The sequence below is a fragment of the Streptomyces sp. ST2-7A genome (assembly GCF_021390475.1).
GTDB lineage: Bacteria > Actinomycetota > Actinomycetes > Streptomycetales > Streptomycetaceae > Streptomyces.
In genome coordinates this window covers 56,535-77,951 of the sequence record NZ_JAJUWS010000004.1, presented here as the reverse complement: position 1 = coordinate 77,951, position 21,417 = coordinate 56,535, and the positions used below count along the sequence as shown (strand labels likewise).

Sequence of the window (21,417 nt, the reverse complement as noted above, 5' to 3'; positions counted from 1 at the left end):
CGGAGCGATCCTGTTCCCGGGGGCGTCGGAAGGTCGGGCGCCCCGCCCCCGGCCTCCTCCTGTGACGGAGGGCGGCGGGCGGCGGGCGGCGGGCGGCCCCCGACGCGACGGTGTCGGGGGCGTAGACCGTCGACACCGTCGCCCCGGGGTCGGGCCGGGTGGAGGGGCGGGGTTTCGGGACACGGCTTCCCCGGGGCGGGGCCGTTTCGCGGCGGACGCGATCAGGGCCCCACGGGTGTACCGGGTCCGGTCGGGACCCCCGCCTCCAGATTGAGCGGGCGTCCCTCGGCCCGCGCCCGGACGGCCCAGCGCAGGCGGGCCATCCGGTTCGGGGAGAGCAGACGCCCGGCCTCCACCGGGTCGGCGAACCGCCACTCGCGCAACTCCTCGGGGGGCAGGAGCACCGCGGCGGCGCGCTCCGGTGGGAGCACCCCGCCGTCGAAGAGCAGTCGCAGCCCGCCGTGGTTCGGCGGGAGGGGTGGTTCCCAGTCGATCACCAACAGGGGCGGAGTGCCCGGCAGCCGCAGTCCCAACTCCTCGGCGATCTCCCGGATCGCGGCCCGGGCCGGTGATTCGCCCGGCTCCACCACCCCGCCCGGGAACTCCCAGCCCGCCTTGTAGACCGGGTCCACCAACAGGACCCGGTCGTCCCGGTCGAAGAAGAGCACACCGGCGGCGACGGTGGCACCCGTCGGGCGGGGAGTCCCCGGCATGGGACAGACCCCGGCGCCGGCGCCGACGGCCGTCGCGACCCGCTCGGCGATCAGGCGGGGGGTGAGGCCCGCGGCGTCGACGGCGTGGGCGTCCAGCGACAACCATTCCTCCAACGCCCGCAGGTACTCACCGATCGGATCGGTCTCCCGGAGCCCGCCCGGCGGGGATCCGCCGTAGGCGGGGACGGGCAGGTCGGCCCCCTTCGCGAACGGCCGGGGAGGTTTTCGCAGCCGGTGGCGCAGGTCCGCCTCCCCGACGTGGATCAGCAGGTGTCGGACGCTCAGTCCGCAGGCGGCCAGGCCGCCGAATATCTCGTCCCGGTGCGAGCGGTTCAGCAGGCTGCCGGGTACCACCAGGGTGCCGCCGGTCTCCCGGTGGACCGCCGCCACCGCCTCCACCACCAGACGACGCCAGGCGGGCAGATCCCGGACGTCGCCCGTTTCCTCCCAGCTCTTGGCCGGCAGGGTGCGGCGGAGCAGGGCGGTCAACCGCCCCGGCTCGAACAGCACGCCGCCCGGCAGAAGTTCCACCAGTTCCACCGCCACCGAGCGCTTACCCGCACCGAACGCCCCGTTCAACCAGATGATCACGGATGACCCTCCTGATTCGCCCTGCTGTCAGTTGCCCGCTGCACCCGGGCTCGAAAACGTTCACCGGATGTCCGATTCGTGGCCCCATGGGACCGACCTCTGATCGTTACATCGAGCGACGGGAAGCGCCGGCCGTCCGGGAGAGGGGGGCGCACGGGGGGCGCAGGAACCACCGGGCACGGCGGGGAGGCACGACGGCCGCGACACGGGGCGGAGGCGAAGCGGGGGCCCCGTACACCCCCGGGGGTGTACCACCGGGGCGGGGAGGGCGTTCGGGAGCGGACCACGCGGGACACACGCCCCGGGCGTCGACACGGTTCCGGGGCTCCGGCTCCCGACTCCCGACTCCCGACTCCCGGCTCCCGGCTCCCGGCTCCCGGCTCCCGGCTCGGGACGGTGTCAGGTCGGGGCGGGGCGGTCCCGGATCGGGGCGGTCCGGCCCGCCAGTTCCGCCAACCGACCGAGGGGGAGCCCGCAGGCCGCCTCGGCCTCGGCGGCCGGGACCGCGCCGCAGTCCACTCCACGCACCAGGTAACCGGCCAGGGCCCGGGCGGTGGCGGGCTCCTCCAGCACGCCCGCCTCCGCACGACCCACCCACCCCGCCAGTCGTTCGCCGGAGCGGACCAGCCCCCGACGGAAGAAGGCGAAGACGGCCGCGTACCGGGTGGGCAACTGCCCCGGGTGCAGGTCCCACCCCTGGTGGAAACCGCGGGCCAGCGAGCGTTCCACCCAACGGGCGTGGAGGCGCCACGCCGCGTGCACGGCCGGCGTGTCACCGACCGGCAGGATGTTGCTCGAGCCGTCGGAGACCCGCACCCCGGTGCCCGCCGCCGCGACCTGCATCACCGCCTTGGCGTGGTCGGCCACCGGGTGATCGGGGGCCTGGTGGTGGGCGGCCACGCCGCAGGCCGCGCTGTAGTCGTAGGTGCCGTAGTGCAGACCGGCCAGCCGTCCCCGCGCCGCGTCGATCAGGAGCGCGGGCGTGGCCCGGCCGTCGGCACCGAGCACCGCCGACGGGGTCTCGATCTGCGCCTCGAACCGCAGGGTGCCGGGCGGTAGACCGCGCGTCTCCTCCAGCGCCTCGCACAGCTGCGCCATGGCGGTGACCCGGGCGGGGTGGGTGACCTTGGGCAGGGTGATCAGCAGTCCCGGCGGGAGCGGACCCGCGTCGTGCAGAGCGGTGAGCACGATGTCGAGGGTGCGGATCCCCCGCCGACGGTCCGGGGCCTCCAGGGATTTCATCCGGATGCCGAGGAAGGGCGGGGCCATCCCCTCGGCCACGAGTCGGGCGAGCAGGCGGGCCACCGCGAGGGCCCGGGCGTCCTCCTCGGCGTCCGGGCGCGTGCCGTAACCGTCCTCGAAGTCGATCCGCAGGTCCTCCACCGGCTCGTGACGCAGCTTGTCGCGCACCCGTGCGTCGAGGTCCGCCGGATCGTCGACCCCCGCTCCGAGCAGGTCCACCCACACCGCCGGATCCGGCGCGTGCCGATCCATCGACTCCAGCGCCCGCCGCCCCCACTCCCCCGCCGGGTCCCCGGGGACCGCGTCGGCCGGGATGTAGACGGTGTGGACGGGTTGACGACCGGCCGGATCGCCGGGGTGACGGCGGGCGAGTTCGAGGTCGATCGGCTGCTGGGAACGCTCGATGTCGCGCCGCACCCGTTCGCCCAGACTGGTCGGGGGCGCCACGGCCCCGGGTTCCCCGGTCATCACCCTCCCGTCCCCGCCGACGCCGCGGATCCGGCCGGTGCCACCGGGCCCGGCTCCGTGGTCCTGCCGGCCGTCGATCAACACTTTGTTGAAGGAACAGCCGACGCTAGCCGCCCCGAAGGGCAAACACAACGGCCGGGCCGCGTCACGGAACGTTCACCCCGGCACGGGGGATCGCCACATCGGGTTGATCACCGGGCAAACCCGCCGTCATGTATCCCCGGCATGCTGGTGACCGGCGGACGACACCGCACGCCGGCCCGGGAGGGGCCGGTGGAGCGGCCGGCAAGGGTGGCGGCCGATCGACGGACACCCACATCGGGAGACATCCACCATGGAGCAGTACCCCCTGTTCACCCTGCTCGCGCTCAACCTGCTCACCGGGGACCGGGAGGAGCGCGCCGAACGCCCCGTGCCCGGACACGAGGCCGACCGTCTGGCCTCCCTGGCCCGTTCCCGCGAGGCGGATGGGACGGCGACCGACGGGGCGTCGGCCCCAGTGCCCGCGCCGCGCGATGCCCGGTTCCGTTTCCGGGTGCGGGTCCGGCCGCGCCGGCCCGCCGCGGTCCCGGCGGGCTGATCGCCCACCCCACCCCCCGGAAACGGAACGGCGCGCACACGGGCTCGGGCCCCGTCGTCGAACGCGGCGACGGGGCCCGAGCCCGTCCTCCCGGGACACCGCCCGGCCCACCGCGCGCCGTCGTCCGATGCCCGGGGGTGGTTGTTCAGCCCTTGCGGGTGGTGACCTCGTCGGTCAGCGCCGGGACGACCTGGAAGAGGTCACCGACCACGCCGAAGTCGACCAGGTCGAAGATCGGCGCCTCCTCGTCCTTGTTGACCGCGACGATGGTCTTGGAGGTCTGCATACCGGCCCGGTGCTGGATGGCCCCGGAGATGCCCGCCGCGATGTAGAGCTGCGGGGAGACCGACTTGCCGGTCTGGCCGACCTGGCTGGCGTGGGGGTACCAGCCGGCGTCCACGGCGGCCCGGGAGGCGCCCACGGCGGCCCCCAGGGAGTCGGCCAGCGCCTCGATGATCGAGAAGTTCTCGGCGCCGTTGACACCGCGGCCGCCGGAGACCACGATCGCGGCCTCGGTGAGTTCCGGACGACCGGTGGACTCGCGGGCGGCCCGGGAGACCACCCGGGTGCCGCCGCCGCCCTCGGTGACGGTCGCCTCCAGCTGCTCGACGGTACCGGCGGCCGAGGCCGCCTCGGGGGCGACGGAGTTCGGCTTGACCGTGATCACGGGGGTGCCGGAGGTGATCCGGGAGCGGGTGGTGTACGAGGCGGCGAAGACCGACTGGGTCGCGATCGGGCCCTCGTCACCGGCCTCGACGTCCACGGCGTCGGTGATCAGGCCGGAGTCCAGCCGCAGCGCCAGGCGGGCGGCGATCTCCTTGCCCTCGGCGGAGGAGGGGACCAGCACCGCGACCGGGGAGACGGCCTCCACGGCGGCGCGCAGCGCGTCCACCTTGGGGACCACGAGGTACTCGGTGAACTCGGGGGCGTCGGCGGTCAGGACCCGTACCGCTCCGTACTCGGCGAGGGTCGGGGCCGCGGTGTCGGCGCCGGGGCCGAGGTGGACGGCGACCGGGTCGCCGAGACGACGGGCCAGGGTCAGCAGTTCGAGGGTCGGCTTGCGGACGCTGCCGTCCGCGTGGTCGACCAGGACGAGGACATCAGCCATGGGAGTACTCCTGCGGGTTGCCCGGGGACCGGGGAGGGTGGGAGGGCGCGGACCGCGCGCCGGTCGTCAGATGAACTTGCGCTCGGCGAGGAAGGAGGCCAGCTGCTTGGCACCCTCGCCGTCGTCGGTGACGATCTCGCCCTTGGTGCGGGCGGGGCGCTCGGTGGCGTCCTCCACCGCGGTCCAGGCGCCGGCGAGGCCGACCTGCTCGGCCTCGATCTCCAGGTCCTCCAGGTCCAGGGTCTCCACGGGCTTCTTCTTGGCCGCCATGATGCCCTTGAAGGAGGGATAGCGGGCCTCGCCGGACTGGTCGGTCACCGAGATGACGGCCGGCAGGGAGGCGCTGAGCTCCTCGGAGGCGGCGTCGTTGTCCCGGCGGCCGGTCACGGTGCCGTCGGCGACGGAGACCTCGGAGAGCAGGGTCGCCTGGGGCACGCCCAGCCGCTCGGCGAGCAGCGCGGGCAGCACGCCCATCACCCCGTCGGTGGAGGCCATGCCGCACACCACCAGGTCGTAACCGACCTTCTCGATGGCCCGGGCGAGCACCAGCGAGGTGCCGAACACGTCGGTGCCGTGGAGGTCGTCGTCCTCCACGTGGACGGCCTTGTCGGCGCCCATGGACAGCGCCTTGCGCAGCGCGTCGTTCGCGTCCTCCGGCCCCATGGTCAGGACGGTGATCTCCGCCTCGTCGGCGCTCTCGGCGATCTGCAGGGCCTGCTCGACGGCGTACTCGTCGAGTTCCGAGAGCAGACCGTCCACGGATTCGCGGTCGGTGGTCAGCTCGTCGGTGAAGCCCCGGTCACCGGTGGCGTCGGGCACGTACTTCACACAGACAACGATCCTCAAGCTCACGCCGGCTCTCCTAGCTCTCGGTGCTCCTCGGACTGCCTCTCCCGGCAGCCTATGCGGCCTTCACGGCCCGGACCGGGCGGGGGCACCGGGATGATCCACCCGCCTTGTTACCCGTCAGTACATCCTACTGGTTCCCGCTCCGCCAAGGATGACGCATGTGACCTTGCCTACCCGACGCGGGTGTGGTCGCGGCATTCGCCCACCCGGTCGTCCGGCGACCCCGACGACCGGACGCGCCGACACCCGCCCGACCACCGCCGTTCGGGGTTACGGAAGCGTAGGTTAGGGTCCGGGAAACCGAACGGTGACCCGACCGCGGACGCGACGGGGCGGCGCGACGGGTGTCCGTCCCGGCCCGACCGACCACCCACCACGCGTCCCCTCCGCGGGGCCCTCGCAGGAAGCAGGCACCACTCCATGGCAGACCTCGTCTACCCGCCGGTCATCGGCGCCGCCCGGACCATGTTCCGGATGCTCGACCTGCGCTTCGACATCCGGGGCACCGAGCACGTGCCACGGCGGGGTGGGGCCGTACTGGTCAGCAACCACATCGGGTACCTGGACTTCGTCTTCGCCGGGCTGACCGCGCGCCCCTCCCGGCGCATGGTGCGTTTCATGGCCAAGGACTCCGTCTTCCGGCACCGCGTCTCCGGACCCCTGATGCGGGCGATGAAGCACATACCCGTGGACCGCGAGCAGGGCGAGCACGCCTTCCGTCACGCCGTGCGGTCCCTGCGCTCGGGCGAGATCGTGGGCGTCTTCCCGGAGGCGACGATCTCCCGTTCCTTCACCCTGAAGGAGTTCAAGACCGGGGCGGCCCGGCTGGCCCAACAGGCGGGGGTGCCGGTGCTGCCGATGGCGTTGTGGGGCACCCAGCGGCTGTGGACCAAGGGGTACCCGCGCGATCTGCGGCGCAACCACTTCCCCATCACCATGCGGGTGGGGGCCCCGATGGAGGTGGACCCGCAGGAGGACCCGGCCGGGGTGACCGCGCGGTTGCGCTCCCGCGTCCAGGAACTCCTGGAGACCGCGCAGCAGGCGTACCCGGGCACCCCGCGCGACGAGCGGGACACCTGGTGGCTGCCCGCGCACCTGGGGGGCACCGCCCCGCTGCCGCAGGGCAACTGATTCTCCGGCGGGTGTCGGGTTCGGACCCGACACCCGCCGGAGGATCACCTCGGCGCGCGTCCCCGGCGCCTCAACGGCGGGACATCTCCTCGCGCAGCGCCGCCAGGAAGCCGTCCACGTCCTCCTCGGTGGTGTCCCACGCGCACATCCAGCGCACGTCACCGGCCCGCTCGTCCCAGAAGTAGAAGCGGTGGCGCTTCATCAGTCGTTGGGAGACCTCCACCGGGAGACGGGCGAAGACCGCGTTGGCCTGCACCGGGTACAGGATCTCCACACCATCGATCCCGCGCACCCCCTCGGCCAGGCGGGTCGCCATGGCGTTGGCCCGGCGGGCCCCGCGCAACCACAGTTCCCCCGCGAGCAGGGCCTCGAACTGCACCGAGACGAAGCGCATCTTCGAGGCCAGCTGCATGGAGAGCTTGCGGATGTGCTCGATCCGCCGACCGAGGTCGGGGTTGAGGATCACGACCAGTTCGCCCAGCAGGAGTCCGTTCTTGGTGCCGCCGAAGGACACCACGTCCACCCCGGGGACGTCGGTGAACGCCCGCATCGGCAGGTTCAGCGAGGCTGCGGCGTTGGCCAGCCGGGCACCGTCCAGGTGGACGCGCATACCCAACTGGTGGGCGTGCTCGCAGATCGCGGCGATGTCGTCCGGCGTGTAGACCGTCCCCAGTTCGGTGCTCTGCGTGATGGAGACCACCTGCGGCATGGCCCGGTGCTCGTCCTCCCACCCGTACGCCTCGCGGTCGATCAGCCCGGGGGTCAACCGACCGTGCTCGGCGGGCACGGTGAGCAGCTTGAGACCACCGACCCGCTCCGGGGCCCCGCACTCGTCGTTGTGGATGTGCGCGCTGTCGGCGGTGATCACCGCCCCCCAGCGGTCGGTGAGCGCCTGCAGGGCCACCACGTTGGCCCCCGTCCCGTTGAAGACGGGGTGGGCCCGGGCGTACGGGCCGAAGTGGCTGCGCACGACCCGCTGGAGGTGGTCGGTGTACACGTCGGCCCCGTAGGCGGGCTGATGCCCCTCGTTGGCGAGGGCGATGGCGGCCAGCACCTCGGGGTGGACCCCGGCGTAGTTGTCGCTGGCGAAGCCGCGGACCGCGGGGTCGTGGCGGCGTTGGGCGTCGGTGCGCAGGGCGGGCTCCCGGGACTCGAGGGGTGCGGGACGGGAAAAGGGACCGGGGCTCCGGTGGGCGCCCCGGGGACGATGATGCCGGATCGCCGGGCGGCGGTGTCACCGGGACCCGGGTCGGGGCCCCGGAACCCCCGGGTCAGGATTCCGGCACCAGCGGCAGCCGGCGCCCGTTGATCTCGGCCGCCGGGCGGTCCCACAGCACGCGCACCTCCTCGGCGAGGTCCCGCACATCGGTGAAACCGGTGAAGGCCGCCTCCGGCCGCTCCGCGCGCAGGGCGTCGTGGAGCAGCGCCTTGACCACGAGCACGGTCGCGGCGGCGGGCGGGGCCCCCTCCCCGCCGGCCCGCCGGCCCGCCTTCCGGAAGTCGTCGGCCAGCGCGAGCGTCCAGGCCTCCGCCGCCGCCTTGGCCGCGGCGTAGGCTGCGTTCCCGGCCGTCGGGCGGGCGGCCCCCGCCGCGCTGATCAGGACGTACCGCCCGTTGCCACTGCGTTCCAGGGGGCCGGCGAAGGCCAGCGAGGTGTGCTGGACGGTGCGGATCAGCAGGTCGTGCAGGACATCCCAGTCCGCCAGGTCGGTCTCCGCGAAGGAGGCGGACCCGCGCCACCCCCCGACGAGGTGGACCAGGCCGTCCACCCGGCCGAACTCCCGCTCCGCCCGCTCGGCCCAGCGGCGGGCGGCGGCGGGGTCGAGCAGGTCCACGGTGTCGCCGAGGACGGTCGCCCCGCCGTGGGCGAAGCGGGCGGCGTCCACCCCCTCGGCCAGTCGGACGGGGTTCGCGTCCGCCGCCAGGACCGTGGCACCGGCCTCGGCCAGACGCAGCAGAACCGCGTGACCGGCCGGGCCTCCGGCACCGGCCACCGCGACCACCGCGCCCTCCAGCGGACCTCCCGATGTCGGTGGTCCGTCCGTTCCGGAAACACTCATGGTGCTCGCCTCTTCGATCGGGGTCCCGGGATGCCGGGGATGTGGGGATGACTGTGTCGGGCGGGGTGGGGCGGGATGGGGCGGGGCCGGGGGTGTCCGGCGGGGCGATGCCCGGCACCACCGGGGAAACGGGCTCACCCCGCTGTCGGGCGGCCGCCCGACCCGATCGACGACGTCGCCCGCGGCGGGGACCCCCGTGACCTCCATCATGCCGTCCTGACGGGCCCGGGCGCCCCCCGGGAGGTCCGACGCCCCCGCCCCGGAACGGAGAAGTGGTGCGCCCGGCGGGCCGGGGTCAGGCGGCCTCGACGGAAGGAGGCCCCTCGGGCACGATGCCCCGGGTGGACTCGATCACCGAGCGCAGTCTGCGGGACAACGCCTCGTAGAACAGGCTCAACGGGAACTCGTCGGGGTGGACGTCGTCGACCAACTTGCGCGGCGGCAGGGACAGGTCCAGCGCCTCCGGTCCCTTCGCCCAGGTGGAGGCGGGGTGCGGGGCCAGGTACGCGGAGACCAGTTCGTAGGCCTTGAGCCAGTGGACCAGCTTGGGCCGGTCGATGCCCTCCCGGTAGAGGGTCTCGATCTCGCCGCGCAGTTGATCGGTGATCTCCGCCGCCCGGTCCCAGTCGATGGTGAGACGGTTGTCGGTCCACCGCAGGGCGTCGTGCCGGTGCAGGTAGGCGAAGAGCAGTTGCCCGCCGAGACCGTCGTAGTTACGGCGGCGCTCCCCGGTCACCGGGAAGCGGAAGAGGCGCTCCAACAGGACGGCGCACCGCATGTCGCGGCCCTGGCGCATCCCCTCCGCGGCCAACCGGCCCGCCTCGTGGAAGGCGGTGAGATCACAGCGCAGCTCCTCCAGGCCGTACATCCAGAACGGCTGGCGCTGCTTGATCATGAAGGGGTCGAAGGGCAGGTCGCCGTGGCTGTGGGTGCGGTCGTGGATCATGTCCCACAGGACGAACGTCTCCCGGCACCGGTGCTGGTCGGTGAGCAGCCCGCGGACGTCCTCGGGGAGTTCCAGTCGGGTGACCTCGCAGGCGGCGGCGACCACACGACGGAACCGGGCCGCCTCCCGATCGCAGAAGATGCCGCCCCAGGTGTAGCGGTCGGGGACCTCCCGGACCGCCACCGTCTCGGGGAAGAGCACGGCGGAGTGGGTGTCGTAGCCGGCGGTGAAGTCCTCGAACGCGATCCCCAGGAACAGCGGATTGTCGTACCTCGTGCGCTCCAGTTCGGCCAGCCAGTCGGGCCACACCAGCCGGAAGACCACGGCCTCCAGGTTGCGGTCGGGGTTGCCGTTCTGGGTGTACATCGGGAACAGCGCCAGGTGCTGTCGGCCGTCCCGCCGCTCACGAGCCGGCTCGAAGGCGGTGAGGGAGTCCAGGAAGTCCGGGACCCCGAAGTCCTCGTGGGCCCAGCGACGCAGATCCTCCGCGAGGACCCGGTGGTAGTCCTCGTCGTGCGGCATGAGCGGCGAGAGCCGCCCGACCCCGTCCACGATCTCCTCCACCAGGGCGCGCAGCCGCTCCCGGTCCGGGGCGGACCCGTTGCCCGGGGCGATCGACCCGTCCGCGGACTGGGCCGCCCGGATCGTCTCCACCGCGGCCCTCAGCCCCGGCCAGGAGGGGTGGTCCACGACCCGCGGGCCGGTCTCCCCGACCGCCGGGAGTCGTGGGGACGCCTCCACCGGGGACACGGAAACCGACTGACGCGTCATGGCCTCTCCCTCATCTTCTCCGAAGCACCGCGCTCGGCACGGAAGCTTTTCACCTGGCAGCACCGTAACCGGCAAGTCCGAGCCCTCACAACCGCTGACACCGTAAACCTTACTGCCCGGAGGTGTTTCTCACGCCGATCCTCCCGTTGGACAAGACAGCCGCGGAAGGAGATCGGGGTGAACTCCCGGTGACCGTCGCACGAGGTTCCGTCCGGGAGGCGCGGAGCGGGTCTAGGGTGACGGCGCCGTCCGGGACGGCTTCGAACCATCGGTTCCCGACTTCCGCACCCCGAGAGGCGAACGACCATGCCCATGCTCACCGTCGGACACCGGGGCCTGATGGGGGTCGAACCGGAGAACACCCTGCGGTCCTTCCGACGGGCCGGGGCGGAGGGGGTGGACGCGATCGAGCTGGACCTGCACCTGAGCCGGGACGGCCGACTGGTCGTGATGCACGACGCCGAGGTGGACCGCACCACCGACGGCACCGGCCGGGTCGCCGATCTCGACCTGGCCGAACTGCGGGCCCTGGACGCGGGCTCCGGCGAACGGATCCCACTGTTCACCGAGGTGGTCGAGGCGGTGGACTCACCGATCCAGGCCGAGATCAAGGACCCCGCCGTCGCCCGGGTCCTGGCGGGGATCATCACCGAGCGGACCCTGCACGAGCGGGTGCGGGTCATCTCCTTCCACGACGAGGCGTTGCGGGCCACCCGGGCGCTGCTGCCCGGTATCCCGATCACCGCCGTCGCCGGCCGCTCCACGCCGCGCGCGCCGGAACGGGCCGTCGCGCTGGGCGCCGACATGGTCTCCTGCGAACTGGCCGAACTGACCGGGGAGATCGTGGAACGCTGCCGGCGGGTCGGGGTGACCGTCATCGCCTGGACCGTCAACACCCCGGCCGATCTGGCCCGGGCGGTGGAACTGGGGCTGGACGGGGTCGTCACGGACGAACCCGCGATCGTGACCGCCGCGCGCGCTCTACCCGCCGGCCGGGAGATCGGGTTGCCGATCGTCGCGCACACCCCGCGTCACTGAGCGGGGCGGTCACCGGACCCGCGTCGGCCGCCCCGGTCGGGAGCGGAATCGGCCCCGGCCCGGTTCGCGAGCGGGGAGAGGTCCCCGACCAGGATCTCGAACCGCAGGTCAGGCCGGCGGGGCAGGCCGAAACGGGCGTCGCCGTAGGGGAAGGGGATCATCCGGCCCGTGCGGCGGTATCCGCGCCGCTCGTACCAGGCGATGAGATCGGAGCGCAGCGAGATCACCGTCATCTCCATCCGCCGGGCGCCCCACTCCACCGCCGCCACCCGTTCGGCCTCGGCGAGCAGTAGTCCGCCCACCCCGGCCCCCTGGGCCCGGGGCCGCACGGCGAACATCCCGAAGTAGGCGTCGCCCCCGTCCCCGGCGGCCGCGACGGCCCCGGCTCCCCTCCGCAGCAGGTGGCAACACCCGAGCGGCGGGGTGCCGTCCTCCCCTTCGGCGAGCAGGACACGACCGTCGACGGCGGTCACCAGCCCGGCCACCTCCCGGGCGTCGGTGCGCTGCCCGTCCAGGAGATCCGCCTCGGTGGTCCACCCCTCCCGGCTGGAATCGCCCCGGTAGGCGGACTCGACCAGGGCCACCACGGCGGGAACGTCCCGCGGACCGGCGCGACGGATCCGGAGGCCTGCGGGCGTCCCGGCGGACGGCGGGCCGCCCCGGTCCCGTTCGGTGCCGGGGGACGGGGTGCGCGCGGAGCGAGTGGCGGGCGCGGACGGGTCGGACATGAGCCGATCGTAGCGGCGTGCGCGCCGTGCCTCCGTGCGCTCCCCGCGCTCCCCGCCCGGCGGGCCGCCCGATGGGGAGGAATGCCGGGAACGCCCGGGCCCGGCTCGTCCCCCGCCGGGGCGGAAACGAGCCGGGCGGGGAGGGGGGCCCGTGCACGGAGCGACACCGGTCGGTTGGCTCATGGCGGTGATCTGCGCGGGCACCGGCCTGTACTGCCTGCTCTCGGCCCACCGCTCGACGGGGGGCGCGCGGCAGATCGCCGCGGTGGAGGGAGTGATGCTCCTCGGCATGGCGGTGATGGCCCTGCCGACGGGCACGGTGCCGCTGCCGACCGGCCTTCCGGCCCGGGACGGCGCGGAGGACGGCGGCCCTCCCGGGTGGTCGGCCGCGGCGTGGGCGGTCGCGGCCCTCTTCCCGGCGGTGGCGCTGTGGCCGGTACTCCGCCCCCGCCCCGGCGCGGGACACCGGGCGCACCACCTGCTGGAGGGGGCCGCGATGGGCGGGATGGCCCACCTCTGGCTTCTCGGAGGGGGGCACGGGGGCCCGGTGTCGGACCCCTCACCGGTGCCGATGGCGGTGCCCGCGGCGCTGGTCGCCGCGTACTTCGCCGGATACGCCCTGCGCTCCGGCTCCCGATTGGCGTCGTCCGGGACCGCGCCGGTCCCGGTCACCGGTCGCCCGCCGGAGATGGCCACCGCCTGTCGCATCGTGACCGCCCTGGCGATGGTGGTCATGCTGATGGCGATGTGAGGCGCGGCACCCGACCCTCCTCCGCGGGGCCCGGACCCCGGAGGACGGCCACCGATCGGATCCGTCCCTGTTCGGGACCCGTTCCGGGGGTGGCGAGCGCCCCCGCGGCGGGCCCCGGGGCGGGCTCCGGAACGGACGCCGGGGCGGAACCGTCCCGCCCGGGGCGTCCGACCCGTGCCCGTTCCGGGACACGCCGACTAGGCTGGCGCCATGCTCGTCGCGCTCATCCTGCTCGCGTTGGGCGGGCTCACGGCGTTGACCGCCCCCCGCGTGATGACCCGCGCCTCCTGGCCCGACCGGGAACCCGTGCTGGCCCTGTGGCTGTGGCAGTGCGTGGTCGTGGCGGTCCTGTTGTGCTGCGGACTGGCCATGGCCGTCAGCGGCGCCGCCGCCTGGCAGGTGGTCAGGGAGGGGTTGTTCGCCCCCGCCCCCGCAGGGGTCCTGGACGCCTACGCGCTGCCCCCGGAGGGGGCGTGGATCGCGGCGCCCCTGGCGTTGGCGCTGGCCGCCGGCGGTCTGTGGACGGCGGTGATGCTGGTGCGCGAGGTGCGACTGGCGCGGGCGGTACGGCGCCGCCGACGCGCCGAACTCCTCACCCGCCGCCCATTGCTGCCCGGCGAGGAGGAGGACGGCGGGCGCCTGGTGATCGTGGAGGACCCGCGACCGGACGCCTGGTTGTTGCCCGGCTCCGACGGCCGACTGATGATCACCACGGCGGCCCTGGCCCGCCTCGGCGGTCGACGCCTGGACGCCGTGATCGCCCACGAGGAGGGTCACGCGCGGGCGCGTCACGACTGGCTGCTGCACTGCGCGGGCGCGCTGGCCCGCGGCTTCCCCGGAGTTCCGGTCTTCGCCGCCTTCCGCGCGCAGGTGCACCGTCTCGTGGAGTTGGCGGCGGACGACGCCGCCTCCCGTCGCTTCGGACGGTTGACCACGGCCCTGGCGCTGGTGGACCTCAACGGGGACCGGGGCGGGTTCGGCCCCCGTGCCGGGGCCGACCCCGGGCTGCGGCAACTGCCGCAACGGGTGGACCGGTTGTTGGCACCGGGGCGACGATTCACCGCCTCGCGCCGGGTACGGCTGACGGCCGCGGCGGCGCTGGTGCCCCTGGTGCCGCTGTTGGTGGCCTTCGGACCGGGGCTGTCCTCCCTGCGCTGACGCGCGGACGTACGCCGACACACCCCGGCCCCGTCGGGTCGGGGAGGCCCCGGGCGGATCACCGGCGGCCCGGTTCACCGCGCGCCGGCGGATGCCGGTCGGTACCACCCCGGTGCCGACCCGGTGCCGACCCGCATCCGGAGCGTCCACGTGGCCGAAGCGCGGGGCCGACGAAGGGCAACCGGGGAGCCGGCGGGAAGTGCGATGCGGAAGGTCCGCCCGCCACGTCCCGACGGAGTCACCCCGCGGGATCCTCCCCCGGGGGGCGTCGCCGAGCGTCGGGAGGACATGGGGAGAAGCCCCGGGGAGACCCCTGCGGGCCGGGGTCCACCCACCGGGGCCGATAATTCGCCGGGCGCCGCCGGGAGCCCGGCGTGCCACTCCCCGGGTACCGGCCGGGTGGGCTCAGGGCAGGCGCCAGTCCACCGGCTCGGCACCCTGCTCGACGAGGAAGGCGTTGGCCCGGCTGAAGGGGCGGGAGCCGAAGAAGCCGCGGTCGGCCGACATCGGGGAGGGGTGCGCGGACTCCACCGCCGGGGTCGGTCCCAGCAGGGGACGCAGGCTTCGGGCGTCCCGGCCCCACAGGATCGCGACCAGCGGTCCCCCACGGGTCGCGAGCGCGCGGATGGCCTGGTCGGTGACCTCCTCCCAGCCCTTCCCCCGGTGTGCGGCGGGACGCCCCGGCGCGGTGGTCAGCGCGCGGTTGAGGAGCAGGACCCCCTGCTCGGCCCACGGCGTCAGATCCCCGTTGGCGGGCCGGGGCACCCCGAGGTCGTCGCCGAGTTCCCGGAAGATGTTCTCCAGGCTGCCGGGCAGCCTGCGCACCTCCGGCGACACCGCGAAGCTCAGCCCGATGGGCATGCCCGGCGTCGGGTACGGGTCCTGCCCCACGATCAGCACCCGTACCGCGTCGAACGGTTGCCGGAACGCCCGCAGGACGTTCGGCCCCGCCGGCAGGTAGGTGCGCCCCGCCGCGATCTCGGCGCGGAGGAAATCGCCCATCGCCGCGATGTGTCCGGCCACGGGTTCCAGGGCCTTCGCCCAGCCCGGTTCGACAAGTTCGTTCAACGGTCGCGCTGCCACAGCACGGCACTCTACTGCCGTTCGGGGTACGCCCTTTCCCTTTCCCCGACCGACCGCCGTCGGATCCGTGCGTCCCGGACGGGAGGGCCCCGGAGGCCACCCGGCGAACCGGCGCACGGACATCCCGGGCGGTGCCGCGCCCACGTCCCCGACCTCTCGGGGCAGTACGGCTAGGCTGCGCCCGGATCGGTTCTCCAACCGCCCCCTCCCCGCCCCCGTACCACCGGAGCCCACCCATGAGTCCAGGCGGGAACGACTCCCCGGCCGAGGCCGGGGACATCTGGTTGCTGGGCGTGGATTCCGGTGGGTCCGGGCTCCGGGTGGCCCTGGCCCGACGGGCGGCCCCGGGCCCTCCCCACGACCCCGGCGTTCCCGGCGGACCACCCGTTCGGGTGGGTGATCCCGTCACCGGCCCGCCCGTGCGCACCGGCGGCGAGGGTGTCGAGGCCGCCGAGCTCGCGGCCCGGGTGATCAGCGCCGGCGGGGAACTGCTGGCCCGCGCGGAAGCTCCGCCCGGCACGGTTCCGGCGGGCGTCTGCGTGGGTGCGGCGGGGTTCGCGACACTCGGAACGGCCCTGCGCCGCGACCTGCCCGGCGCCCTCGCGGCGGGCTTCGCCATCGGTTCGTCCCCCGTTCCCGACACCCGGTTGGTGCTGGCCGCCGACGCGGTCACCGGCTACGCGGGCGCGCTGGGGGAACGTCCCGGTGTGGTGGTCGCCGCCGGCACGGGCATGATCGCCCTCGGCACGGACCTGGCCGGCTGGCGACGGGCCGACGGATGGGGGCACCTGCTGGGCGACTGCGGGAGCGGCGCCTGGATCGGCCGGGCCGGGCTGGAGGCGGCGCTGCGCGCCCTGGACGGCCGCCCGGGTGGTTCGGCGGCCCTGTTGCGGTGCGCCGAGGAGGAGTTCGGGGCGGCGGGCGAACTGCCCTCCCGGTTGTACCCGCGCCCCGATCGCGCCGCGGTTCTCGCCTCGTTCGCCCCGGCCGTCGCCCGCTGCGCCGCGGAACCGGTCGCCGACCCGCGTGCCCGGGAGATCCTGCGCGAGGCGGCCCGGGAGATCGCCGCCACCGCCGCGGCGGCCCTGCCGGAGTCGCTCCGAGGGGCCGCCCACGGGAAGTGGGCACCGGGGGCACTCCCGGAATCGGGAGGGTCGTCGGGACCGGGGGGCCCCGCTCCCCTGCTGGCCCTGACCGGCGGCCTGCCCCGGCTGGGGAGCGCGTTGACGGGGCCGCTGCGCGAGGAACTCGCGCGACGGCTACCGGGGGTTCGGGAGGTGTCCCCGGCCGGTGATCCCCTGGACGGGGCCCTGCTGCTCGCGGATCGCGCGGCGGCGGGCGGTCCCACCCTGCCCCCGGCGGCGGGGCTGCTGGAAACCGGTCCCCTCCCCCAAACCCCGCACAGCCTTCACCGAAACCTTCCCGGTCGGATGCCCGGGTACGGATGACGCGTTCCCGAATCACCACATTTCCCTACCAAGGTGCCACCGAACACCAGAGGGAGCCGACCCGGTCGAACAGAGCGACGCGCCCAGGCGTTAACATGCGGCGATATGAGCTCCCCCACTGGGCCGGCGTCGGGCCTGCCCGTACGAATGCCGCGACCGCGCCAGCCGGGACGTCACCGCCGCCCCGAGCCGGTGAGCGCCCCGGAAGGGGCGCCCATCCTGGTCCTGGCGGTACCGGGGACCCCTTCCCCGGCGAGTCGCTCGCTCGCCGAGGAGGTGGTCAGCATCGCCCGCGCCGACCTCCCCGGGCTGAACGCCCGTGTCGGTTTCACCGAGGGCGACGGCGACGGGTTCCCCGGCCTGCAGGAGGTGCTGAGCCGGCTCGCGGCCGAGCACCCGGAGGCCGGTGACGAACGGCCCCCGGCAGTGGTGGTCCCGCTCCTGGCGGGTCCCGACAGCGCGCAACTGCGCCTGATCCGGCAGGCCGTCGTGGGCAGCGGTTCGGGCGCCGAACTGACCGACGTGCTCGGTCCGCACCCGCTGCTGGCCGAAGCCGTGCACGTGCGCCTGTCGGAGGCCGGTCTGGCCCGCGCCGACCGGGCGCGCCTGTTCACCGTGGCCACGGCCGCGGACGGCATCATCCTCGCCACCGTGGGCGGGGAGGAGGCCGTGCAGGCCGCCGGGATCACCGGCATGTTGCTCTCCGCGCGGCTGGCCGTCCCGGTGCTGGCCACCGCGGTGGACAGTGACGGCGCCATAGCGCAGACCGCCCGGCAGTTGCTGGAGTCGGGGGCGCGTCAACTGGCCCTGGCCCCCTGCCTGATCGGCCCGGAGGTCCCGGACGGACTGCTGGCCGCCGCCGCCGAGGAGGCGGGGTGCGCCGCCTCCGAGCCGCTGGGCCCCTACCCCGCCATAGGCCGGCTGGTGCTCTCGGCCTACGCCGGGAAGATCGGGTTGACCCCCAACCCGCAGCAGGCGGCATCCGCCCGCTGACCCCTGTCGACAAGGGCCCGGTGGGCGACGGTGGTGACCGTCGCCCACCGGGCCCCGGCCGTTCCCGGCCCGGCGGACCGGCCCGGCGGACCGGCCCGGCGGACCGGGTCGGCGGACCGCGCGGCGCGGGAGGGCCGGGGCGTTGAACGGTCACGGCGGTCGCACGCGCCGTCCCCCGTACCGCCGGACGCCCCGACCGGGATCTTCGGACCCGGCCGTGAACATCGACGCCATGCCGCGCACCTCCCCGTCACGAGATCCCCGGGCCCACCCTTCCTCACTCCCCGATGGAGCAGTGCCGGGAGCCGTGACCGGGGTGGACTCCTCGGCGGGGGGAGAGAGCGGCCCCGACCGGCGGGCGTCAGGGAAGGACGCCTCCCCGGGAGGCCCGGCGTCCGCCGGGCCCCGTCAGGCGGTACCGAGCGGGGTGCGCGGCGGGGTCTGGAGCGGCCCGGCGAGCCGGCGCACCGCCGTCTCCAGCCCGTGCAACTGCGCCAGGGCCGGGTGGTGGGCGGGGCGGTCCCCGACCGCTGTCACCTCCCCGGCCGCACGCCGGCTCCGGGCCCGCCGCGCGGACCCGGTGGGCGGCGGGACCGGCAGGGCTCGGATGGCCTCCGCCACCCGGTCGCACGCCTCGATGAACCGGGCGTCGGCGGCGGAGCCCGGTGTCTCGGCCAGTCGGGCCAGCGCCCGGACCCGCTCGGCGCACTCGTCGAGCAGGGCCGTCACCTCGCGGGCCCGGGCACGCCGGGCCCGCAGCGGGTTGAGCGGGTGGAGGAGGGGTGCCAGGGAGAGCCGGGCGCGGTCCAGGAGGGGTTCCAACTCGGCGACCCGGCGGGCCGGGTCCGCGCCGGGGTCGCCGGCCAGTCGGCGGGCGGCCTCCCGGGCGGCGCCGTGGGTCGCCTCCAGGGCCCGCAGGATCCAGCCGTGGGTGGCGGCGTGGGTGGTGATCGGGAGCACCAGGGCCACGGCGAGAACGGCGGCCACGGCGCCGACCCCGGTCTCCAGCAGCCGCATGGCCAGCAGGCCGGCGCTGAGCTCCCCCAGCAGTCCGTAGAGCAGCCCCACCAGCACCGTGACCGCGAACATCATCCAGGAGTAGGAGACCGGCGCCGCGTGGAAGATGCCGAAGACGCAGACGGCGGCGAGCAGCGCCGTCGGGACGGGGGCGCCGTCCAGCGGGAGCGCCAGGAGGACACCTGCGACCACGCCGAGGACGGTGCCCAGCACCCGCCGGAAGCCGCGCACCAGGGTCTCGCCCCGGGAGGCCGTGTTGACGAAGATCCACCACGCGGCGCCGACCGCCCAGTACCAGCGTTCCGGGGAGAGCGGTATCCCGACGGCCAACGCCACCGCGCAGGCGACGACGGCCTGGTGGGCCTGACGGGTGGTGGGGCGCAGCCGGCCGGGGAACGGCGGGGGCGCCGGCGCGGCGGGAGGCGGGGTGTGTCGCTCCCAGCACCACAGGACGAAGCGTACGAGGGCCGCGCAGACCAGGGCGAGGAGCACCGCGGGGACGAGTCGGATCAGGTCGGCGGGCGGGGCGCCGAGGAACTGGACCGCGAAGAGCATCATGAAGGCGAAGATGCCCAGGGCGTTGCCCCGGGGTCCGAAGCGGCGGGCCCACACGCCGACGAAGACCACGCCGAGGAAGGCGGCGGCGCGTTCCAGCGGCCGGTCGTGCAGGAAGCAGCCCGCCGCGAGCACCGGCAACCCCGCCAGGGGCAGCAGGCCCGTGGTGGCGACCTGCCGCCGCACGTCGGGGTCGCTGACCGTGAAGAGGGCGAGCAGCGCCGCCAGGCCACCGAGCAGGGCCGCCTCCAGGCCGAACCCGGCGAGCAGGACCGCGGTCACCGCCAGGCCGGTGCCGAGCACCGCCCGCAGGCCGGCCCGCAGGCGTATCCGGCCCGGGTCGGGGATCCACCAGCGTCGCGCCGCGACCACCGCCGCCTCACGCGGTCCCCTACCGTACGACCCCACCGAGCCCCCTTCGCGTCCATATGGTGATACACGCACAGGAAAGCATTCGATGGGCACTACAGACAAATCGCCGGGCGGGCCGGGGAATCAGCCGAGGAAGGAGAGCCGTACCTCGCGGTTCGGGTTGTCGCGGTTGGTGTCCACCAAACAGACGCTCTGCCAGGTGCCCAGCGCCAGGCGACCGCCCACCACCGGCAGGGTGGCATGCGGGGGGACCAGCGCCGGCAGCACGTGGTCGCGACCGTGTCCGGGACTGCCGTGCCGGTGGCGCCAGCGGTCGTCGGCGGGCAGCAGGTCCCGCAGCGCCGCGAGGAGGTCGTCGTCGCTGCCGGCGCCGGTCTCCAGGATCGCGATACCGGCGGTGGCGTGCGGGACGAAGACGTTGAGCAGGCCGTCGGCGCCGACCGCCTCGTCCGCGAGGAAGGCTTCGCACTCCCCGGTGAGATCGTGAACGGTCTCCCGACCGCCGGTGGTCACCCGCAGCACCCGGCCGCGCACTCCGCCCGTCATCGTCCGCTCCTCCTCCGTATCGCCCCCCGGGGGCCGCCCGCGGTCCGTGATCCGCGGTCCGGGGTCCGCGTCACCGATGATCCCCGAGGACGGGCGTCATCGACGGCCGGCGCGCGGGCCCAGACTCGATTCGCGGACGATCAGTTCGGGCTCCAGTACGATGCGTCGGTGCCGGTGACGGGCCGCGTCCTCCCCGGTCTCGCGGAGCAGCAGTTCGGCGGCCTCGCGTCCCATCCGGCCGGCGGGCTGCCGGACCGAGGTCAGCGGCACCGCCGCCGCGGCGGCGAACTCGATGTCGTCGTAACCCACCAGCGCCACGTCGTCGGGGACCCGCACCCCGGCCGCGAAGAATGCCTGCAGTACCCCCAGGGCGAGCAGGTCGTTGGCGCAGAAGACCGCGCCGGGGCGGGGGTCGACACCCAGCAGTCGGGCGCCGGCGTCCCGCCCGGCGGCCACGTCGAGACGCTCGGCCTCCAGGTGTCGCAGGTCCTCCGGGCCCCGGCCCGCCTCCTCGAGCGCGAGCAGCGCGCCGGAGAGGCGGTCGCGGCACTGCTGCAGGGACATCGGCCCGCTGACGTAGGTGATCCGCTCGTGCCCCTCGGCCAGCAGGTGGCGGACGGCCAGGGCACCGCCGCGCACGTCGTCCACCGAGACCGAGCAGCCCTCGGCACTGGGCAGCACCCGGTCCACCAGGACGAAGGGGATGTTGTGCCGGCGGAAGGCGGTGAGGTTGCGGCCGGTCATGTCCGCCGGGGTGACCAGGACGCCGCGCACCCGCTGTTCGGCGAAGAGCGAGAGGTAGTCGGCCTCCTCGGAGACGCTCTGGGCGCTGTTGCAGAGCATGACGCCCAGCCCGTCGGCACGCGCGACGCGCTCGGCGCCCATGGCGACGTCCACGAAGAAGGGGTTGGCCATGTCGAGGACGAGCAGGGCGATGATGCGGCTGCGTCCGGCCCGCAGTTGGCGGGCGGACTCGCTGCGCACGTAGCCGAGTTCGTTGATGGCGGCGCGGACCCGGCGGCGGGTCTCCTCGGCGACCATGTCGGGACGGTTGATGACGTTGGAGACCGTGCCCACCGACACACCGGCCCGTCGGGCGACCTCCTTGATCCCGACCGTGTGCGCCATCGTCCCCGTTCCGTTCTCTCGTCGTGCCCCGCCGGTCGCCTTTCGGCGTCCGCCGACGGGACATGGTAGGCGGCCGGGGAGCGGGAGAACACCGGGCTACCCCCGCGTCCGCCCCGGACCCGCGAATGATCGCGAACGGAC

General features: G+C 74.7%; 19 protein-coding genes. 7 read left to right on the top strand and 12 right to left on the bottom strand.

Annotation, left to right across the window (positions count from 1 at the left end; all coding sequences use genetic code 11):
• Window positions 1-221: 221 nt before the first annotated feature.
• Entirely contained in the window at window positions 222-1,304 is a 1,083-nt protein-coding gene (locus LZF96_RS03845) for an NUDIX hydrolase (protein ID WP_233865610.1), read from the bottom strand.
• 399 nt (window positions 1,305-1,703) lie between these two features.
• On the bottom strand, window positions 1,704-3,014 hold the full coding sequence (locus LZF96_RS03840) for an aldolase/citrate lyase family protein (protein ID WP_233865609.1): 1,311 nt from the start codon (window positions 3,012-3,014) through the stop codon (window positions 1,704-1,706).
• A 334-nt stretch (window positions 3,015-3,348) separates the two neighbouring features.
• Between LZF96_RS03840 and LZF96_RS03835 the strand changes: the two genes are divergently transcribed.
• Entirely contained in the window at window positions 3,349-3,594 is a 246-nt protein-coding gene (locus LZF96_RS03835; protein ID WP_233865608.1) for a hypothetical protein, read from the top strand.
• A gap of 145 nt (window positions 3,595-3,739) precedes the next feature.
• Here the strand turns inward: LZF96_RS03835 and LZF96_RS03830 are convergent, their stop codons facing one another.
• Together LZF96_RS03830 and LZF96_RS03825 are read right to left on the bottom strand one after the other, a co-directional pair.
• Entirely contained in the window at window positions 3,740-4,702 is a 963-nt protein-coding gene (locus tag LZF96_RS03830; RefSeq protein WP_233865607.1) for an electron transfer flavoprotein subunit alpha/FixB family protein, read from the bottom strand.
• A 66-nt stretch (window positions 4,703-4,768) separates the two neighbouring features.
• Entirely contained in the window at window positions 4,769-5,554 is a 786-nt protein-coding gene (locus tag LZF96_RS03825; protein WP_233865606.1) for an electron transfer flavoprotein subunit beta/FixA family protein, read from the bottom strand.
• Between the two features lie 417 nt (window positions 5,555-5,971).
• Here LZF96_RS03825 and LZF96_RS03820 point away from each other — a divergent pair, with 417 nt between their 5' ends.
• On the top strand, window positions 5,972-6,682 hold the full coding sequence (locus LZF96_RS03820) for a 1-acyl-sn-glycerol-3-phosphate acyltransferase (RefSeq protein WP_233865605.1): 711 nt from the start codon (window positions 5,972-5,974) through the stop codon (window positions 6,680-6,682).
• A 70-nt stretch (window positions 6,683-6,752) separates the two neighbouring features.
• On the opposite strand, the gene LZF96_RS03815 is transcribed toward LZF96_RS03820, so the two are convergent.
• The 3 genes from LZF96_RS03815 to LZF96_RS03805 form a co-directional block, all read right to left on the bottom strand.
• Window positions 6,753-7,817 carry a low specificity L-threonine aldolase gene (locus LZF96_RS03815; RefSeq protein ID WP_233865770.1) on the bottom strand — a complete coding sequence of 355 codons (1,065 nt, stop codon included), beginning with the start codon at window positions 7,815-7,817 and terminating at the stop codon, window positions 6,753-6,755.
• A 136-nt stretch (window positions 7,818-7,953) separates the two neighbouring features.
• Window positions 7,954-8,742 (bottom strand): SDR family oxidoreductase, encoded by a 789-nt coding sequence (locus LZF96_RS03810; protein WP_233865604.1) that lies wholly within the window; start codon window positions 8,740-8,742, stop codon window positions 7,954-7,956.
• 295 nt (window positions 8,743-9,037) lie between these two features.
• Window positions 9,038-10,459 carry a DUF6421 family protein gene (locus LZF96_RS03805; protein ID WP_233865603.1) on the bottom strand — a complete coding sequence of 474 codons (1,422 nt, stop codon included), beginning with the start codon at window positions 10,457-10,459 and terminating at the stop codon, window positions 9,038-9,040.
• Window positions 10,460-10,765: 306 nt separating this feature from the next.
• Here LZF96_RS03805 and LZF96_RS03800 point away from each other — a divergent pair, with 306 nt between their 5' ends.
• Window positions 10,766-11,497 carry a glycerophosphodiester phosphodiesterase family protein gene (locus LZF96_RS03800; protein ID WP_233865601.1) on the top strand — a complete coding sequence of 244 codons (732 nt, stop codon included), beginning with the start codon at window positions 10,766-10,768 and terminating at the stop codon, window positions 11,495-11,497.
• Here LZF96_RS03800 and LZF96_RS03795 read toward each other — a convergent pair.
• Window positions 11,491-12,225: a GNAT family N-acetyltransferase gene (locus LZF96_RS03795; RefSeq protein ID WP_233865599.1), complete on the bottom strand. Its 735-nt coding sequence runs from the start codon at window positions 12,223-12,225 to the stop codon at window positions 11,491-11,493. The genes LZF96_RS03800 and LZF96_RS03795 overlap by 7 nt on opposite strands.
• A 151-nt stretch (window positions 12,226-12,376) precedes the next feature.
• Here LZF96_RS03795 and LZF96_RS03790 point away from each other — a divergent pair, with 151 nt between their 5' ends.
• Window positions 12,377-12,976 carry a DUF5134 domain-containing protein gene (locus tag LZF96_RS03790; RefSeq protein ID WP_233865597.1) on the top strand — a complete coding sequence of 200 codons (600 nt, stop codon included), beginning with the start codon at window positions 12,377-12,379 and terminating at the stop codon, window positions 12,974-12,976.
• Between the two features lie 210 nt (window positions 12,977-13,186).
• A complete protein-coding gene (locus LZF96_RS03785) occupies window positions 13,187-14,134 on the top strand; it encodes a M56 family metallopeptidase (protein WP_233865596.1) in 948 nt (315 codons plus the stop codon).
• Window positions 14,135-14,539: 405 nt separating this feature from the next.
• Here LZF96_RS03785 and LZF96_RS03780 read toward each other — a convergent pair whose 3' ends face one another.
• Window positions 14,540-15,217, bottom strand: coding sequence for a uracil-DNA glycosylase (locus tag LZF96_RS03780; protein ID WP_233865595.1), 678 nt, complete (start codon window positions 15,215-15,217; stop codon window positions 14,540-14,542).
• A gap of 236 nt (window positions 15,218-15,453) precedes the next feature.
• Between LZF96_RS03780 and LZF96_RS03775 the strand changes: the two genes are divergently transcribed.
• Together LZF96_RS03775 and LZF96_RS03770 are read left to right on the top strand one after the other, a co-directional pair.
• Window positions 15,454-16,665 carry an N-acetylglucosamine kinase gene (locus tag LZF96_RS03775; protein WP_233865594.1) on the top strand — a complete coding sequence of 404 codons (1,212 nt, stop codon included), beginning with the start codon at window positions 15,454-15,456 and terminating at the stop codon, window positions 16,663-16,665.
• 105 nt (window positions 16,666-16,770) lie between these two features.
• A complete protein-coding gene (locus tag LZF96_RS03770; RefSeq protein ID WP_233865593.1) occupies window positions 16,771-17,658 on the top strand; it encodes a sirohydrochlorin chelatase in 888 nt (295 codons plus the stop codon).
• 408 nt (window positions 17,659-18,066) lie between these two features.
• On the opposite strand, the gene LZF96_RS03765 is transcribed toward LZF96_RS03770, so the two are convergent.
• The 3 genes from LZF96_RS03765 to LZF96_RS03755 all read right to left on the bottom strand — a co-directional run bounded on the left by LZF96_RS03765 (window position 18,067) and on the right by LZF96_RS03755 (window position 21,276).
• On the bottom strand, window positions 18,067-19,602 hold the full coding sequence (locus LZF96_RS03765; protein ID WP_233865769.1) for an FUSC family protein: 1,536 nt from the start codon (window positions 19,600-19,602) through the stop codon (window positions 18,067-18,069).
• A 123-nt stretch (window positions 19,603-19,725) separates the two neighbouring features.
• The gene (locus LZF96_RS03760; protein ID WP_233865592.1) at window positions 19,726-20,148 is read right to left on the bottom strand and encodes a secondary thiamine-phosphate synthase enzyme YjbQ; all 423 of its coding nucleotides are present in this window, start codon (window positions 20,146-20,148) and stop codon (window positions 19,726-19,728) included.
• Between the two features lie 96 nt (window positions 20,149-20,244).
• Complete coding sequence (locus tag LZF96_RS03755; protein WP_233865591.1) at window positions 20,245-21,276, bottom strand: LacI family DNA-binding transcriptional regulator; 1,032 nt, start codon at window positions 21,274-21,276, stop codon at window positions 20,245-20,247.
• Window positions 21,277-21,417: the final 141 nt, after the last annotated feature.